20 protein-coding genes and 1 other RNA gene are annotated in these 17,745 nt (G+C 36.3%); 19 read left to right on the top strand and 2 right to left on the bottom strand.

Annotation, left to right across the window (positions count from 1 at the left end):
- The first annotated feature begins 226 nt into the window (after positions 1 to 226).
- The 8 genes from DVJ99_RS04695 (at position 227) to DVJ99_RS04730 (ending at position 8,609) form a co-directional block, all read left to right on the top strand.
- Entirely contained in the window at positions 227 to 565 is a 339-nt protein-coding gene (locus tag DVJ99_RS04695) for a DUF1798 family protein (protein ID WP_114603346.1), read from the top strand.
- A complete protein-coding gene (locus tag DVJ99_RS04700; RefSeq protein ID WP_105992776.1) occupies positions 558 to 1,124 on the top strand; it encodes an SLOG family protein in 567 nt (188 codons plus the stop codon). Before DVJ99_RS04695 ends, DVJ99_RS04700 begins: the two co-directional genes overlap by 8 nt.
- Before the next feature lie 12 nt (positions 1,125 to 1,136).
- Positions 1,137 to 1,466, top strand: a complete 330-nt coding sequence (gpsB, locus tag DVJ99_RS04705) for a cell division regulator GpsB (RefSeq protein ID WP_105992777.1) — start codon at positions 1,137 to 1,139, stop codon at positions 1,464 to 1,466.
- 95 nt (positions 1,467 to 1,561) lie between these two features.
- Positions 1,562 to 1,943: RNase P RNA component class B (gene rnpB / locus DVJ99_RS04710), an RNA gene on the top strand.
- A gap of 134 nt (positions 1,944 to 2,077) precedes the next feature.
- On the top strand, positions 2,078 to 3,205 hold the full coding sequence (locus DVJ99_RS04715) for a THUMP domain-containing class I SAM-dependent RNA methyltransferase (RefSeq protein WP_114603347.1): 1,128 nt from the start codon (positions 2,078 to 2,080) through the stop codon (positions 3,203 to 3,205).
- 23 nt (positions 3,206 to 3,228) lie between these two features.
- The gene (gene rarD, locus DVJ99_RS04720) at positions 3,229 to 4,125 is read left to right on the top strand and encodes an EamA family transporter RarD (RefSeq protein WP_114603348.1); all 897 of its coding nucleotides are present in this window, start codon (positions 3,229 to 3,231) and stop codon (positions 4,123 to 4,125) included.
- Between the two features lie 136 nt (positions 4,126 to 4,261).
- On the top strand, positions 4,262 to 7,702 hold the full coding sequence (locus tag DVJ99_RS04725; RefSeq protein ID WP_114603349.1) for a dynamin family protein: 3,441 nt from the start codon (positions 4,262 to 4,264) through the stop codon (positions 7,700 to 7,702).
- A gap of 19 nt (positions 7,703 to 7,721) precedes the next feature.
- The gene (locus DVJ99_RS04730; protein WP_114603350.1) at positions 7,722 to 8,609 is read left to right on the top strand and encodes a 5'-3' exonuclease; all 888 of its coding nucleotides are present in this window, start codon (positions 7,722 to 7,724) and stop codon (positions 8,607 to 8,609) included.
- Positions 8,610 to 8,675: 66 nt separating this feature from the next.
- On the opposite strand, the gene DVJ99_RS04735 is transcribed toward DVJ99_RS04730, so the two are convergent.
- Both DVJ99_RS04735 and DVJ99_RS04740 read right to left on the bottom strand, forming a co-directional pair.
- A complete protein-coding gene (locus DVJ99_RS04735; protein WP_114603351.1) occupies positions 8,676 to 9,068 on the bottom strand; it encodes a ribonuclease HI family protein in 393 nt (130 codons plus the stop codon).
- A 45-nt stretch (positions 9,069 to 9,113) separates the two neighbouring features.
- Positions 9,114 to 9,821, bottom strand: coding sequence for a queuosine precursor transporter (locus DVJ99_RS04740; RefSeq protein WP_114603352.1), 708 nt, complete (start codon positions 9,819 to 9,821; stop codon positions 9,114 to 9,116).
- A gap of 204 nt (positions 9,822 to 10,025) precedes the next feature.
- On the opposite strand from DVJ99_RS04740, the gene DVJ99_RS04745 reads away from it, so the two are divergent.
- The 11 genes from DVJ99_RS04745 to DVJ99_RS04795 all read left to right on the top strand — a co-directional run bounded on the left by DVJ99_RS04745 (position 10,026) and on the right by DVJ99_RS04795 (position 17,735).
- Positions 10,026 to 10,220, top strand: coding sequence for a zinc-finger domain-containing protein (locus DVJ99_RS04745; protein ID WP_105992784.1), 195 nt, complete (start codon positions 10,026 to 10,028; stop codon positions 10,218 to 10,220).
- 15 nt (positions 10,221 to 10,235) lie between these two features.
- Complete coding sequence (locus DVJ99_RS04750; protein ID WP_114603353.1) at positions 10,236 to 11,351, top strand: conserved virulence factor C family protein; 1,116 nt, start codon at positions 10,236 to 10,238, stop codon at positions 11,349 to 11,351.
- 76 nt (positions 11,352 to 11,427) lie between these two features.
- Complete coding sequence (brxA, locus tag DVJ99_RS04755; protein ID WP_105992786.1) at positions 11,428 to 11,862, top strand: bacilliredoxin BrxA; 435 nt, start codon at positions 11,428 to 11,430, stop codon at positions 11,860 to 11,862.
- Between the two features lie 125 nt (positions 11,863 to 11,987).
- Positions 11,988 to 12,941, top strand: coding sequence for a thymidylate synthase (locus tag DVJ99_RS04760; RefSeq protein WP_114603354.1), 954 nt, complete (start codon positions 11,988 to 11,990; stop codon positions 12,939 to 12,941).
- Between the two features lie 33 nt (positions 12,942 to 12,974).
- A complete protein-coding gene (locus DVJ99_RS04765; RefSeq protein WP_114603355.1) occupies positions 12,975 to 13,457 on the top strand; it encodes a dihydrofolate reductase in 483 nt (160 codons plus the stop codon).
- Between the two features lie 12 nt (positions 13,458 to 13,469).
- Positions 13,470 to 14,309, top strand: coding sequence for a DegV family protein (locus DVJ99_RS04770; RefSeq protein WP_114603356.1), 840 nt, complete (start codon positions 13,470 to 13,472; stop codon positions 14,307 to 14,309).
- Positions 14,310 to 14,412: 103 nt separating this feature from the next.
- A complete protein-coding gene (msrA, locus tag DVJ99_RS04775; RefSeq protein WP_114603357.1) occupies positions 14,413 to 14,931 on the top strand; it encodes a peptide-methionine (S)-S-oxide reductase MsrA in 519 nt (172 codons plus the stop codon).
- Between the two features lies 1 nt (position 14,932).
- Positions 14,933 to 15,373: a peptide-methionine (R)-S-oxide reductase MsrB gene (gene msrB, locus DVJ99_RS04780; protein ID WP_114603358.1), complete on the top strand. Its 441-nt coding sequence runs from the start codon at positions 14,933 to 14,935 to the stop codon at positions 15,371 to 15,373.
- A 3-nt stretch (positions 15,374 to 15,376) separates the two neighbouring features.
- Entirely contained in the window at positions 15,377 to 15,877 is a 501-nt protein-coding gene (locus DVJ99_RS04785) for a PTS sugar transporter subunit IIA (RefSeq protein ID WP_114603359.1), read from the top strand.
- Positions 15,877 to 16,098: a YozE family protein gene (locus DVJ99_RS04790; protein WP_105992793.1), complete on the top strand. Its 222-nt coding sequence runs from the start codon at positions 15,877 to 15,879 to the stop codon at positions 16,096 to 16,098. The genes DVJ99_RS04785 and DVJ99_RS04790 overlap by 1 nt, the downstream gene beginning before the upstream one ends.
- 122 nt (positions 16,099 to 16,220) lie before the next feature.
- Positions 16,221 to 17,735, top strand: coding sequence for a S41 family peptidase (locus tag DVJ99_RS04795; RefSeq protein WP_114603360.1), 1,515 nt, complete (start codon positions 16,221 to 16,223; stop codon positions 17,733 to 17,735).
- Positions 17,736 to 17,745: the final 10 nt, after the last annotated feature.

The raw sequence follows: 17,745 nt of genomic DNA on the forward strand, positions 1-17,745 counted from the left end.
TATGCAAACTCTGCGCGCTTATTTATATTCTTTATGACATTTAATTGTCTTAAGAATATACTTAACAGAATGATAGATATTACCCTTTGTGTATATGTCACTTATTTTAACGTTATTTGCGGCAATAAACAATCCGAAACTCCCTTGCAGTGCGGATATTTCAGGTATTTTCAAAATGACGAACATCATAATCTGTGCTATTTTATAATTGAAAGGGTGGTTTGGAATGGATATAAATATTGAAAAATTGATAAAGCTCACCCAAGAAATGGAGCAAAGATATCAAACAGCCAAAAACGGCAAGTGTTATGCATTTAAAGAAGATGTTGTTCCATTTGTATCACATATAGATGAAATACTCTTTCAATTGGACGGCCAAGCTGAACACATTGTGGCGCTTCCTTATATGAATAAACTGAAATATGAAATGTTGAAGGAAAACATTGAAAAGCTTTCAGTAGAATGTCATTATTCTAAAACAAGCAGAAAGATGTTTATGGAGAAGTTGAAAAGTGTAAATTATGACTTGAACTATATTAAGGATTGTGAAAAGTACTATGGTTAAAACTGCTTATGTGACGGGATACAAATCCTATGAACTGAACATTTTCAAAGATGATGCACCAGAGGTAAAATATCTCAAATTATTCTTAAGAAATAAATTGGAATCTCTGATTGAAGAAGGTTTGGAATGGGTATTAATACAAGGGCAATTGGGTATTGAATTTTGGACAGCCGAAGTTGTCATTGAATTAAAATCCGAATACCCAGATTTAAAGTTAGGCGTCATTGCACCGTTTCAAAATCATACTGAGCGATGGAATGAACAAAACCAATTAAAGTATCAACAAATCATTGAAAATAGTGATTTTCATGAGACTGTACATCATGCACCTTATGAAGGTCCGTTTCAATTTAAACAAACTGATCGTTTTATGCTTGACCACACAGATATCACAATTCTCATCTACGATGAAGAGCAAGAAGCAAGCCCGAAGTTCTTTAAACGTATGCTAGTTGATTTTGCAGAACAAACAAACTATACTTATGATGTTGTAACGTTTGATGAAATCAATACATTCATCAGTGATATACAGTGGTCTGAAGAAGAAAGTTTCGAATGAGGTGGAGAAAAAATGGCAGATGTATCTTTAAAACTATCAGCAAAAGATATTTATGAAAAAGATTTCGAAAAAACCCTTGCACGTGGATATAGAAGGGAAGAAGTAGATGCATTTTTAGATGACATCATCGCAGACTATCAAAAAATGGCCGACATGAACAATGAAGTCATTAAATTAAATGAAGAAAACCATAAGTTGAAAAAAGAACTTGAAGAATTGCGTTTACGTGTCGCAACTTCTAGACCGCAAGAAAACAAAAACTTTTCTTCAAATGCGAATACAAGCAATGTAGATATTTTAAAACGTATTTCTAATTTAGAAAAAGCTGTATTCGGCAAGTAACTTATTGGATCAAAGCTTCTGAAATCTGAATAATTTCTATTTTACAGATTAGCTTTACCATTGATAAAGAACCATGCTATAATTTTAAGAAGTGATATTTCGGGTAATCGCTATAGCAATATAGAGGAAAGTCCATGCTCGCACAATCTGAGATGATTGTAGTGTTCGTGCTTGATGAAACAATAAGTCAAGGCTATAAGACGGCAGTGAAATAGTCTAAGTCGCTAAGATATGACTAGAGTAGCTTGAAAGTGCCACAGTGACGGAGCTTTTACAGAAATGTAAAAGGTGGAACGCGGTAAACCCCTCGAGTGAGCAATCCAAATTTGGTAGGAGCACTTATTTAGCGGAATTCAACGTATAAATGAGGAAATAAACTAACGAAAAGCTTTATTTCAGACAGATGGTTACCACCTGCGTACCAGTGCCTACTAGTGCACGTTATGAGTACCAAGGTACAGAACATGGCTTATAGAAATATCATCACTAGGCTAGCTCTCCAGGTTGGAGAGCTTTTTTAATTTGTATTGTATTTTCTCACATATATAACCGCTTCAAAATTTGCTACAATAATGTAGTACACAAAACCAATAGAAGGAAGGTCAACACATATGTATCAATTATTAGCCGTTTGTCCAATGGGCCTCGAAGCTGTCGTTGCCAAAGAAGTCAACGAACTCGGATATGAGACACAAGTAGAAAACGGAAGAATTTTCTTTGAAGGCGATGAAACTGCCATCGCTAAAAGCAATTTGTGGCTCCGTACCTCTGACAGAGTCCGTTTAGTAATGGGACGTTTTAAAGCGACAACCTTCGAAGAACTATTCGAACAAACAAAGGCACTCCCTTGGGAAACAATCATTACAGAAGATGGGAATTTCCCTGTACAAGGCCGCAGTGTCAAATCCACATTGCACAGTGTGCCTGATGTGCAGGCCATTGTTAAAAAAGCTATTGTAGAACGCTTGAAAGACGCATATGCGCATAAAGGCTGGTTAGAAGAAACCGGCAGCAAATATCCGCTTGAAGTAGCCATCCATAAAGATGAAGTGCTTTTAACTATCGACACTTCAGGATCAGGTTTGAATAAGCGCGGATACAGAATGGCACAAGGTGAAGCACCGATTAAAGAAACTTTAGCAGCGGCGTTAATTCGTTTAGCGAACTGGAACGGCAGCACTCCATTGATTGATCCTTTCTGCGGTTCAGGAACAATTGCGATAGAAGCATGCTTAATCGCTCAAAATATTGCGCCAGGCTTTAACCGTTCATTTGTATCAGAACAATGGGACATTATGCCGGATAACTTATATGACCAATTGCGTGATGAAGCTGATCAGCAAGCAGACTATGACAAAGCTGTTGAAGTATATGCTTATGATATCGATTCAGATATGGTTGATATCGCAAAACGCAATGCAGAAGAGGTAGGTTTAAGCGAAGTCATTCAATTTGGTGTCAAAGATGTTAATACATTAGATATCCATACTGAAGACCCGATTGCTTTAATCGGCAACCCGCCATACGGTGAACGTATCGGTGATAGAGAAGAAGTAGAGGAAATGTATCGTTATCTTGGTAAATTGATGCGTCAGCATCCGAATTTATCGGAATACATTTTAACAAGCAACAAAGAATTCGAATACTTAACACAACAAAAAGCTACGAAACGCAGAAAGCTTTTTAATGGTTATATAGAATGTACGTATTATCAATATTGGGCTAAGAAAAAGAAATAAAAATTGAATAGGGGTGAATATCATTGAACAATGAATTCAAACGCGGGATATTGTATTCCCTTATAGCGTATATACTTTGGGGAACATTACCTATTTATTGGTCGATGCTTGGTGATATCAGTCCTTTTGAGGTACTGGCTTATCGAATCGTGCTTTCCATGATATTCATGGTTGTCTTAATCGTTGCGATTGGTAAGAAAGATCAGTTTATCAGCAGCATCAAATCATTAACAACAAAACAATTATGGGCACTCATTGCGGCAGGTTATATTATTACACTGAACTGGGGTACCTTTATCTGGGCCGTAAATAACCACCATGTGCTGCAAACTAGTCTAGGTTATTATATCAATCCGCTTGTGAGTATTGTGCTCGCAATGATTTTCTTAAAAGAGAAGTTCAACAAAATGGAATGGGTCGCAATCTTGCTTGCGCTGATTGGTGTGATTTATATGACGGTTAAGATTGGAGAATTCCCAATCGTTTCTATCATTCTTGCATTGTCATTCGGTTTTTACGGACTATTAAAGAAAATCGTACCTATCGATGCTTTAAGCAGTATTACATTTGAATGTATCGTCACAACACCGGCAGCATTCATATACATCGGATACTTATGGTTGACACACCAAACAACAATCGGCATCAACATGCCGACATTTTGGCTGTTATTCTCAGGGGCTATTACAGCCATTCCGTTAATTTCATTCTCAGCAGGGGCACGCAGAATTCCTTTATCACTCATGGGATTCATTCAATATGTAGGTCCGACATTAATCTTTATTTTAGGTGTCTTTGTGTATAACGAACCATTTGATACTAATCAGTTCGTTACATTTATCTTTATTTGGGCAGGTATTATTGTATATAGCATTTCTCGCTACATACAAATCAAACGTGCAAACAATCCAGGACTATAAATCAATTATGCATCAAACTTGTTTAAGTATGAGTTTGATGCATTTTTTATATCCTCCCATCAATTTTAATCCTTTAGAGTAACCGCTATTTAGTATACAATTAAGTCAACGTTATTTATAAAGGGGTACATAGTCTATGACGAGCAGCAACCAATTAGATATTTTATATAAATTAAAAAAAGAAGTAGAAAAATCTAATCACCAAGATTTGGTTCATGTCATTAATCAAGTGATTAAAAAAGTCTACTTAGATCAATATACATTAACTTTCGTCGGTCACTTCTCAGCAGGCAAATCGACACTGATCAATTTATTATTAGAACAAGAAATTTTGCCGAGTTCACCAGTGCCGACAACAAGTAATACCGCAATCGTAAGTGTTGCGGACAAAAATGAGATTATAGCTAATCTAGAAGGTCAAAAATATACACGATTAGATAATTATGAAGAAGTAAAAAAGTTAAACAGACAAAATGGGGATGTAGAGTCTGTTGAAATTCGTTTTGAGTCCGATAAGTTTAAAAAAGGATTTACTCTGCAAGATACACCTGGTGTGGATTCCAATGTTGCATTGCACCAAGCATCTACTGAACAATTTATGTTTACCAGCAACATTGTCTTTTATACAGTAGACTACAACCACGTTCAATCAGCAATGAATTTCCAATTCATGAAACGCTTGAACCATGCAGGTATTCCAGTTGTATTTGTGATTAACCAAATTGATAAACATAACGATGAAGAGTTATCATTTGAAACATTTAAACAAAACATTGAAAATGCCGTTTCAGAATGGGATTTAGAATTACTGAAAACTTTCTATGTATCTAAATATGAACATCCAGAAAATCAAATTGATGCACTTTCTGATTTCTTAATCGAGCAAGATAACAATCGTGAATCTATGGAGGATTATATTGAGCGGATTACGCAATATATTACGGAAGACCAAAAGTCTTATATCCAATCAGAAATGCAAGATATTCTAGCAAACCTTGATATAGATGCAGAACAATTTGATCAAGCATATTTAAACTTCCAGCAAAACCAATCTGTAAGTGAAGAGGCACAACTTTTAAATGACCCTGATAAACTTTATAATTATTTAGATTATCAGCGTAAAACCATTTTAGAAAATGCTTATTTAATGCCGCATGAAATGCGTGAAAAAATACGCCTCTACTTAGAAAGCCAAGTTAAAACATTTAAAGTGGGCGGATTATTTAATAAGAAAAAGAAAACTGAAGAGGCAAGGGAAGAGCGCCTTCAAAATGTGATGGATGCGCTGCAAGATATTGTCAACCAGCAGATACGCCAGCCGATGCGCGAAGACATGTCTTTCTTGACTCGTTTTATCAATCAAACAGACGTCAACCAAGCTATTTTGAATCAGCATTATCAAATACCTGCTGCTTTAGTGACTGATTTATACCAAGAGCAAATGAGCATCTCCAATGCTTATGTATTAAACTTCTGCGATGACGTTGTAAAAGCAATTCACCGATTCATCAAAAAAGAATCAGAACCTTTGTTAAAACGTGCAATCGAAAACGCAGAAACGCAGCACATCGATGATGAAGAAGAAACTGATCAAAATGATTATGAAAAATATATCGAACTGCGTAAATTACGAGAGTCGCTCGTGACTAGAAACTATCAGCACTATTACATTCACTTAGACGACTCTTTAGATAAACTGATTGACCGCACTGAAGTGACTTACAGCAAAGCTGAATTAGAACAGCCTGAAAAACAAACGCAAAAAGTGCATCAAACTTCAGAACTGACTTCTGATATCGATGTTGCGACGATTAAACAAGGTATAGACATTATTGAACCTGTACCGTTGTTCAATCAAACGAAAGAAGACTTAAAATCAGCCATTGATCGTATGGATCAGCAGATTGTTAAAATCGGTGTCTTTGGTACTTTCAGTGCTGGTAAAAGCAGCTTGATTAATGCGCTGCTCGGCGACAATTATTTAGTAAGTTCGCCTAATCCGACAACTGCCGCAACGACTGAACTCTCTTATGGAGATTCCAGTGCCATTACTTTAAAACAAGCACCTCAGCTTTTAGCTGAATTGAATCAGCTTGTAGAATCGCAAAAGTTCCATTTTGACAGTCTGGATGATTTCAAAGCAACAGATACCACTGCATTGAAAAATGCATTGAAGAAAGAACAACTTGCATTTGTGAACGCAGTAAAAGGTCAGCTTGATTTATATCAAGATATGATTAAAGACGGATATAAACATGCGATTGATCAAGATGAAGTGAAAAAATGGAGTGCACAAGATGAATATGCGGCCTTTGTAGAAACGGTACATCTGAACTTGCCTATAGATTGGCTGAAAAACAAAATCATCGTAGACTCTTTAGGGTTATATTCCAACAACCAGCGCCACTCTAATGAGACTGAAAAGATTTTAACATCATCTGATTTGATTTTATATGTAAGCTACTTTAACCATTCATTTACAGATAATGATAAAGCCTTTATCGAATACATGAAGGAAATGAACCAATTAAATGAAAATCAAACATTCAAGATGATTATCAATGCGGTTGATTTAGCTGAATCAACAGAAGACTTAGAAGCTGTAGAAGACTATGTTGCGGATGCATTAAATCAAGTCAACATGCCTGCTAAGCTTTATTCTGTTTCTAGCCGCCGTGCTTTAAAAGAAGGCGATGAAGGGTTAAATCAACTTAAAGAAAGCTTAGATTATTTTGCGGAAGTCGAATCAAAAGTAGTACTGCAGCAGCAAATGAAAGCACAATTAGAACAAATCAGTGCATCCTTTACGCAAATGTCTGAAGACTATCAAAACAACAGAGCAGAAATGGAAGCGCGCCAGCAAGAAATTCGCAAAATCGAACAAAAAGGGGCAATTCCAAGTACAACGCTTAAAACAACGAAACAACATGTTTATAACGAAGTAGAAGACCAAGTCTACCACTTGAATGAGCGTTTGAAAATTCAACTCTTCGATGAAGTACGTACAGTGTTTAATGCACAAATGACTAAAAACAAAGACTTCGATCAAGAAAAACGCGATGCTGTACAAACTTATTTAGAACAAGTACATGGCAGATTATATATGGAACAAACATTGATCGCTGAACGGATTAAAAAGTTCTTCAATAAGCAGTTGGAAGATCAGTTTGCGCCAATCGTCAAACAGTTAAATCAATTGCATATTTTATTGCATCCGCATTTCAGTATCGAAATGGATAAAGATGCGATTACTACAATGCATATTGATTTCACGGAAATGTATGATAATCTGCCTAAGAAGTTAACGAAAAAACGCCTTTTGCAATTAAAATCACAAAAAGAATTGCAAGAACAAATTACTTACGAGACTGTGGATTTATTACAAAGCAATATCAGCAGATTGCGCCAAGAGTTAGAACAGCAAGTGTCTGAAATGGGCAAAACTGCCGATAAGCAATTGGATGAGATTTCAAACGAAATTCATCAACAAGCACAAACATTGCTTGAAGTTAAAATCGACAGCAGCTTGATTTCTCAAATCAATCAAGCAAATGAACAGTTAAAACAAATTATTTAATGCAGAAAGAGGAAGTAGTATGACAAACAAAGTATTGCTCGTAGATGGAATGGCGTTATTATTCCGCCATTTCTACGCTACAAGCATTCATCATCAATTTATGAGAGATTCTAACGGTGTGCCTACAAATGGTGTCCAAGGATTCGTGCGCCACATCTTCTCGGCAATCGACACAATTAATCCTTCGCACATTGCAGTTTGCTGGGATATGGGGCAGCATACTTTCAGAAATGAAATGTTTACTGAATATAAAAAACATCGTCCAGCACCGCCAGATGAATTGATACCGCAATTTGATCTTGTTAAAGATGTTTCAAATGCGTTGGGATTCTTAAACATTGGAGCAAAAAATTATGAAGCTGATGATGTCATCGGCACTTTAAGTCATGAATTGTCACACGACAATGAAATTTATATCGTGACAGGTGATAAAGATATCCTGCAATGTATTAATGCTAATGTTGAAGTATGGTTAACGAAAAAAGGCTTTAACATTTATAATCGATATGATTTGAAACGCTATCAAGAAGAATATCAATTAGATCCGCTTCAACTCATCGACATCAAAGCATTTATGGGTGACAGCGCAGACGGCTATCCTGGGGTCAAAGGTATTGGAGAAAAGACTGCGCATAAATTGATTTTGAAATATCAATCTGTAGAAAATGTCATTGAGCATATTAATGAACTGACTCCAGCACAGCAAAAGAAAATCGTGAGTCAATTAGATGATTTAAAACTTTCTAAACAACTTGCACAAATTCATACCAGTGTACCGCTGGATGTTCCGTCACTCTTTAAACAAATGCATTATGACTTAGATTTTATCGATGTCTTTAATGTATTGGATGAGCACGACTTAAGAGTATCTAAAAAATTTATCGAACGAGAGTTTATGCCATTTTAAAAAAAGACGGGAATGCACCGCGACTATTATAGTCAAAGTTCATTCCCGTCTTTCTTATTATATCTGCTATTTTAATTGTTGATATAAAGCTTGCTGCGCATGATGATTAGCTTCTTTATTTTGAGCTCTAGGAATCCAGTCGATCAGACATAAATCAAAATCCTTCATCTTTTGAGCTGCTTCTACCAAATAACCTTTAAACTTCGCATTTTTCGCAAAGCCCTTATCTAAACTATCTGTAATTAATTTAGAGTCTGTTGAAATCAATGCCGTCGAGACATTCATTTTCAAAGCACAGTCTAATGCATAATTAAACGCTTGCCATTCTGCTGAATGATTATCAGTAGGTGCGATATCATGCGTAAAGATTTGACGTTCATTTTCTTCGATAATGACAACTGCAATAGATGCTGGTCCAGGATTGCCTTTCACTGCCGCATCAAAATAAATTTTAGCCATACGCATTTCCATCCTTATCTCAATAATTTAAATGTATATAAATACTTAGTAGCCTTCATCTTTTGATTGTATCTTACCTTTACGATACATGGATTTGGCCCAATAGCCAAATGGTACATTAAATAATGTCGCAAGCAGTTTCAAGAAATAAGTCGTAATAAAGATTTCAAATACTGCACCGCCAGGTAAAAGACCGATAAATGCGATACTTACAAATAATGCTGTATCGATAATTGAGCTTAAAATTGTACTGCCGTAAGCTCTCAGTGCAAATGTGCGATCTGAATGAAATACTTTTTTAATCGCATTGAAGATAAAGACATCAAAGTGCTGACCTATAATATATGCGATAATCGAACCTAAAGCGATTCTCGGCACAATATTAAAAATCGTACTCAAGGCTTTTTGCGCCATATCTTCAGGTGCCGGAACAAAGTGCAGCGACAACTGCATCAAGATAATCATAACCAGCGAAGATGAAAAGCCCATCCATACTGCACGCTTAGCTACTTTGCGTCCGTAGATATCATTCAAAATATCCGTAGCAAGATAAATCGATGCGAACATCACATTACCTAATGTCGCAGAAATCGTGAAGATATCTACCGTTTTGATTACTTGAATATTTGCGATAACTGTCCCGATAGCGACCCAAGCAATCAAACCTTGTTTGCCGAACAGACGGTACATCGCAACCATTAAAGTGAATGTTACTAAAAAGGCAATAACACCTAATATTTCGTTGTAAAACATGATTAAACCTCCTAAATTTTGTTAAAGCGGGTGTTTAGAAACCGCAACTCAACTAATATATTCTATATAATTTATCTCTTAAATGCAATGGCGATTGAATTACAATCGAAATCGGAGAGATGAACTCATACCGCTCGCATGATATAATGATGCTAAATTAATCGTCCTTAAAACCATTTAGGGTGGTATTAATTTGAAAAGGGAGTGACGATTATTTTTTCAAAATCAGAAAAACGAGCGCTTGATTCAATTGATGATTTGCTGAACACTTACTGCAAAAATTGCGAGCTCAAACAATATAATCGTAAAACTAAGGGCAAAACATATGCCCATCATTTTTGTATCGGTGAATGTTCAGTAGGGAAACAAATCAAGCAGTTTGGTAACGAATTACAATAATTGGAGGTTATTTTGATGGAAATCGTTCGTGTCGAACCCACACCAAGTCCGAATACCATGAAGGTAGTACTTAGTAAACAAAGAGAGGACAATCAATCCTCCACATATACAAAAGTAAAAGAAGGGCAACCTGATTTTATCAATCGTTTATTAGAGGTAGAAGGTGTCAAATCCATTTTTTACGTGATTGATTTCCTGGCCATCGACAAACAGCCTAAAGCAGATTGGGAAACGGTATTGCCGAATATTACCGCTGCACTAGGCGATGAGGATACTGCATCGGCAGATGAACCAAAACCAGACGAACATTTCGGTGAAGTTAAAGCTGAGGTCTTAAAATTCAAAGGTATTCCTTATCAAATCAAACTGACAACAACTGACGACGAACAACGCAAACAATTGCCGGCAAACTTTGTGGATACCATGCTTGCTGCACAAAAAGACGATGACAATGTGGTCTTTATGCGCAAATGGGAAGACTTAGGCACACGTTACGGCGATGTAGCTGATGTAATGGAAGCTGTCGAAGAAGAAATCATCGCAATGTATCCTCAAGATAAATTGGACGCTATGAAACAAGAAGCACTGGAAACAGATATTGTAGTGCCTGAAACTAAATATCAGCACGTTACTGTGGATGAATTTAATCAAGCGGAAGATTGGAAAGCACAACTGAGAATGCTGAAATCCTTCCCAACACCGACAAAAGAAGACTATCCATTACTAGAAACAGCATTAGCACATTCAAAAGTACCTATTCGCAGAGAAGCAATCGTACTTGCAAGTATGGTGGAAGATGAATCTGTGTTACCTTATATGTATCAAGGTTTACAAGATAAAAATCCAGGTGTACGCCGAACTGCAGGCGATGGTTTAAGCGATTTAGGCTTTAAAGCTGCATTGCCGGAAATGGAAAAAGCTTTAGATGATCCTCAAAAAATTGTACGCTGGCGCGCAGCAATGTTTATGTTTGATGAAGGCGGAGAAGCACAGCTTCCTGCATTGAAAGCACACGAGGATGACGATGCTTATGAGGTAAAACTTCAAATTCAAATGGCGATTTCCAGAATTGAAAAAGGCGATGAAGCATTAGGCTCTGTTTGGAAACAAATCGCAAACCGCAATAAATAATCGATTCAGTTGAAATAGATTACATTTCGGAATTTTTCATGTAAAATAAACTATAATTGATATAGGAGTGTATATTATGAATCCATATGAAGCATATATGAAAGAACTCGCACAAGGTATGCGTAATGAGTTAACACAAAATGATTTTGAAAGTTTAGAAACTGCAGAAGCAGTAGATAATTATATGAATAATGTCGGTGCAGATGAAACTACATTTGTAGTGATTAATTCTACTTGCGGTTGCGCAGCTGGTTTAGCGCGTCCTGCAGCTGTAGCAGTAGCAGAACAAAATGATAAGAAACCAGACCATAAAGTAACTGTTTTTGCTGGTCAAGATAAAGAAGCAACACAAGAAATGAGAGAATTTATACAACAAGTACCTTCAAGTCCGTCTTATGCTTTATTTAAAGGCACAGAATTAAAACACTTTATGCCGCGTGAATATATCGAAGGTCGCGACATCCAAGATATTTGTATGGATATTAAAGACATGTTCGATGAGAATTGTTAATTATTAATTTCTATTTGATTGATTAAATAGAAGGTACGGGACAATTTTTGATGGGTAGGATATGCATGCTCATCAATTGTCCCATTTTTTATAAAGTGATACATATTAAAAAGGAGGTCGCGTATATGAATCCATTCGATAAAGCTTATCATGATTTATGCGAAGAAATTTTAGCCATCGGTAACGAACGCGATGATCGTACGCACACAGGAACTATTTCTAAATTCGGTCATCAATTGCGTTTTGATTTAAGTAAAGGCTTTCCGCTGCTTACGACTAAAAAAGTATCTTTTAAGTTAGTCGCAACGGAGCTGATTTGGTTTATTAAAGGCGATACAAATATCAAATACTTACTAGAATATAATAATAATATTTGGAATGAATGGGCATTTGAAAAATATGTTGCATCAGAAGACTATCAAGGTCCAGATATGACGAACTTCGGTCATCGCGCCTTGCAAGATCCAGAATTCAATGCGTTGTACCAAGAAGAAATGGAAAAATTCAAATCACGTATTTTAAATGATGATGCATTTGCGAAAAAACACGGTGATTTAGGGAATGTATATGGTAAACAATGGCGAGATTGGGTAGGTGCTGACGGCAAGCATTATGACCAATTAGCGACAGTAATAGAACAGATTAAAAACAATCCTACATCAAGACGCCACATTGTATCTGCTTGGAATCCATCTGAAATCGATACAATGGCTTTACCGCCTTGTCATACAATGTTCCAATTCTATGTACAAGACGGCAAACTAAGCTGTCAATTGTACCAACGCAGCGCAGACATATTCTTAGGTGTACCTTTTAATATCGCAAGCTACAGTTTACTAACACATTTGATAGCTAAAGAATGCGGACTTGAAGTGGGAGAGTTTGTGCATACATTTGGTGATGCACATATTTATTCAAATCACATTGATGCAATTCAAAAACAATTGAGCCGAGATAGTTATGCACCGCCTAAACTTAAGATTAATTCAGACCGTTCTCTATTCGATATTGAATATGAGGACTTGGAAATTATCGATTACCAATCTCACCCTGGCATTAAAGCGCCGATTGCAGTTTAAATATAAAAAGACGATTTGAAAGGGGATAATTACATGACATTATCTATTCTTGTTGCACATGATCAAAATAGAGTTATCGGCAAAGACAACCAATTACCTTGGCATTTGCCTAATGATTTAAAGCACGTAAAAAAATTAAGTACAGGCAATACGTTAGTAATGGGACGCAAAACATATGAATCTATCGGCAAACCGCTTCCAAACAGACGCAACGTAGTGCTGACAAGCAACAAATCTTTTAATCCTGAAGGTGTAGATGTGATTCATCATTTTGATGATATTTTCGATTTGCCGGGACATGTCTTTGTATTCGGCGGTCAAACTTTATTTGAAGAGTTTATCGATAAAGTAGACGATATGTATATCACGGTAATCGAGGACAAATACCAAGGAGATACATTCTTCCCGCCTTATACATTCGAAGATTGGGAAGTAGAATCTGCAGTTAAAGGAGAACTAGATGAGAAAAATACGATTCCGCATACATTTCTGCATTTAGTTCGCAAAAAGCAATAGGAGGTTATCGGCATGCGTAAAAAAATTGTAACAGACTCAACATCAGATTTGCCTCAATCTTATTTAGAAGCAAACGATATACATGTAATTCCTTTAAACCTGACTATCGATGGTGTCTCATATGTAGATCAGCAAGACATTTCTTCTGAAAGAGTCATCGAACTGATTGAAGAAGATGCTGATATCAAAACAAGCCAGCCTCCAATCGGCAAGTTCATCGAGATGTACGATGAACTGGGCAAAGACGGCTCTGAAATTATTAGTATCCATATGACTTCAGGCCTCAGCGGAACATTCCAAACTGCTTATCAAGCCAGCCAAATGACAGATTCTAAAGTAACTGTTATCGACTCTAAATCTATTTCTTTCGGTTTAGGCTTTCAGCTGGAGCATATTGTCGAATGGAATAATGAAGGGTTATCAACAGAAGAAATATTAGATAAACTTCACCATTTGCAAAGCAACATTAAACTCTTTGTCGTGATTGGACAATTAAATCAATTAATCAAAGGCGGGCGTATCGGTAAAGCAAAAGGTATGATTGGGAATATGATGCGTTTAAAACCTGTCGGTATTTTAGACGATGGACGTATTAAAATCCTGCATAATGCACGAACACAAAAGTCATGTATTCAAATGATTAAAAAGGAATTAGCATCATTTATCGATCAGCACTCCATTAAAAAGATCGGCATATCTCATGCAAATGCGTTAGATTTTGTAGAAAAAATCAAACAACAGTTTACAATTGATGAAAATAATCCTGAATTTGAAATCAATATCACAACACCTGTGATTTCAACACATACAGGACAAGGTGCCATTGGATTTGTTGTATTAAGAGAATCGTAAACAATACAGCTTGAAACATCCTTTTGTCAAAGCAGATTAATAGAAAATCCTATGCAATCATGATAATTTTAAAATTGACAAGACGCCGAATGGAGGTAATATTTTGGCATATGCAACATTAGCCGGCGGCTGTTTCTGGTGTATGGTAAAACCTTTCACATCATATCCTGGAATCAAAAATATTGTGTCAGGATACAGCGGCGGCCACATAGAAAACCCAACTTATGAACAAGTATGTACGAATCAAACAGGTCATGTTGAAGCTGTTCAAATCGAATATGACGAAAACGTGACTTCTTTTGAAAATATATTAGATGTTTATTTCAAAACATTTGACCCAACGGATAATGGCGGTCAATTCTTCGATCGCGGCGAAAGTTACCAACCGGTCATTTTCTACCATGATGAAGAACAGAAAAAAGCAGCATTATCTAAAATTCAAGAATTGAATGAACAAATGATTTTTGATAAACCCGTCATTACACCGGTTAAGCCTCATAAAAACTTTTATCCGGCTGAAGAGTATCACCAAGACTACTATAAGAAAAATCCAATGCATTATGAGCAATATCAAAAAGGCTCTGGACGCAAGGACTTTATAGAAAGACATTGGGGGGATTAAATTGCTAAAGAAAAGCAAAGATGAATTAAACGATTTAGAATATCTTGTTACACAAGAAAACGGAACTGAACCTCCTTTCCAAAACGAGTATTGGAATCATTTCGAAAAGGGTATATATGTAGACAAGCTGTCTGGCAAACCGCTTTTCACTTCAGAAGAGAAATTCGAATCTGATTGCGGCTGGCCAAGCTTTTCAAAAGCATTGTCTGATGATGATGTCATTGAACTTGTCGATAAATCTTTCGGTATGGTTCGAACTGAAGTGCGTTCTGAAGGCAGCGACAGCCACTTAGGCCATGTCTTTAATGATGGTCCGAAAGAAACAGGCGGTTTAAGATACTGTATTAATTCAGCAGCAGTTCAATTTATTCCATATGATAAATTAGAAGAACTTGGATATGGTGATTTGATTCCACATTTCAAGGATCAAGGAGAGAAATAAATTATGTTTAAAAAACTTTTTGGTAAAGATAATCCAGTAGAAAAAGACATTGAAATTTATGCGCCGATTTCAGGCGAGTATGTAAATATCGAAGACATTCCAGACCCAGTGTTTGCTCAAAAAATGATGGGTGAAGGCTTCGGCATCAATCCAAGCGAAGGCGTTGTTGTATCACCGATTAACGGTAAAGTCGATAATGTCTTTCCAACAAGCCATGCATTAGGTTTAAAAGCAGATAACGGTTTGGAATTATTAATTCATATCGGTTTAGATACAGTTCAATTAAACGGCGAAGGTTTCAAAGTACTAGTTGAAAGCGGAGATACTGTAAGTGTCGGAGATCCGTTAGTTGAATTTGATTTAGATTATATTTCACAAAATGCGAAATCTGTTATCTCACCGATTATTATCACTAACACTGATCAAACTGAAAACATTGATATTCATGCACAAGATCAATTAGTTAAAAATGAAACTAAAGTAATTGATGTGACTATGGCTTAATGAAAGATTATTCATTCTATCAATTTGCACTGACAGTGCGCGGCAGACCAGATGATAAAGGTCGGCTGGCTGAACAGATTTTTGATGATTTAGCTTTTCCAAAACATGAATCAGATTTTCATACATTGTCTGACTATATTGAAACTGAAGCTTCTATCAGTTTGCCGATGTATGTCTTTGATGATTTATTTGAAGAATACCAGGAATGGTTAAAATTTTAAATATTTGACTCAAGGTTGGTGTGAAGTGCACCAACCTTTTTTGCGATTATAAATCTATATTAGTTGATGAAACGCCTGAATTTGATAAAATAAATTATCGTTTCATTCTTCTAATCAGCAGAATGATACATTCTATACAGCTATGTATAGTAAGGAAGGAGCGTATCAGCGTGACAGACCATAATGATGAAACACCTCTATCTTCGGATGAGCATCAAACCAAGAAAACACCCAAGTTCTTTACAATTAAAAGATGGAAACTGATTACATTCAGCATCTTAGCATTTGTTTTGACGATTCTATTGACGGTTTTTGCGACCATTGCAATCTCCCATAAATTTTCAGGTTTAGACAAAGAACAAAGACAATCATTCAGCAAGGTCGAAAGTACATACCAAACTTTAGCGAATGACTATTATAAAAAACAAGATCCTGAGAAGCTTTCTGAAGCCGCAATCAACGGAATGGTGAAAGAGCTTAAAGACCCTTATTCGCAATATATGACGACAGAAGAAACAAAATCCTTTAACGAAGATGTTTCAGGCGACTTTGTCGGTATCGGCGCAGAAATGCAGCAGCGCAACAAAGAAATCAGCGTAACCAGCCCGATGAAAGGTTCACCGGCTGAACGTGCTGGTCTTCAACCAAAAGACGTGGTCACTAAAGTCGACGGCAAATCGATTAAAGGCAAGTCTTTAACTGAAGTTGTGAAAATGGTCAGAGGTAAAGAAGGTACAAAAGTAACATTGACCGTTGAACGTGCACATCAAGAACGCGATATTACAATCAAACGTGAAAAAATTCATGTTAAAAGTGTCGAGTATAAAAAAGAAGGCGATGTCGGCGTATTTACCATCAATAAATTCCAAGAAAATACCGCTGCAGAATTAAAAACAAATATTATGAAAGCACATAAACAAGGTGTTAAAAAGATTGTAATAGACTTGCGTAACAACCCTGGCGGTTTATTGAATGAAGCTGTGAAGATGGCAAATATCTTTATCGATAAAAACAAACCTGTCGTAAAACTTCAAAAAGGCAAAACAATCGAGTCTGTAGATACACCGACAGATGCTTTAAAAGAAGCCAAAGACATGGAAGTCTCAATCTTAGTAAATGGAGGTTCCGCAAGTGCATCAGAAGTCTTTACAGGTGCAATGAAAGATTACAACAAAGCCAAAGTTTACGGAGAGAAAACATTTGGTAAAGGTATTGTGCAAACAACCAAAGAATATTCAGATGGCTCTTTATTGAAATACACTGAAATGAAATGGTTAACGCCGCATGGCACATATATTCATGGAAAAGGTATCCAGCCTGATGTTAAAATTGCATCTCCTAAGTATCAATCACTGAGTGTCATTCCAGATGATAAAGTGTTTAAAGAAGGCGACAATGATAAAAATGTTAAATCTATCAAAATCGGCTTGAATGCTTTAGGCTATAAAGCCGGCGATGAAAACAAAGATTTTGATGCTCAGTTGAAATCAGCTGTAGAGGAATTCCAAAATGAAAATGATTTATCAGTCAACGGTACGTTTGATAAAGCAACTAACCAAAAATTCACTGAAAAACTAGTGGATAAATCAAACAAAGAAGATGAAATGTTAGATACGTTACTCAAAAAACTAAAATAAAGGGGTTCAA

Source organism: Staphylococcus sp. EZ-P03, from assembly GCF_003344575.1.
GTDB classification, from domain to species: Bacteria; Bacillota; Bacilli; order Staphylococcales; family Staphylococcaceae; genus Staphylococcus; species Staphylococcus simulans_B.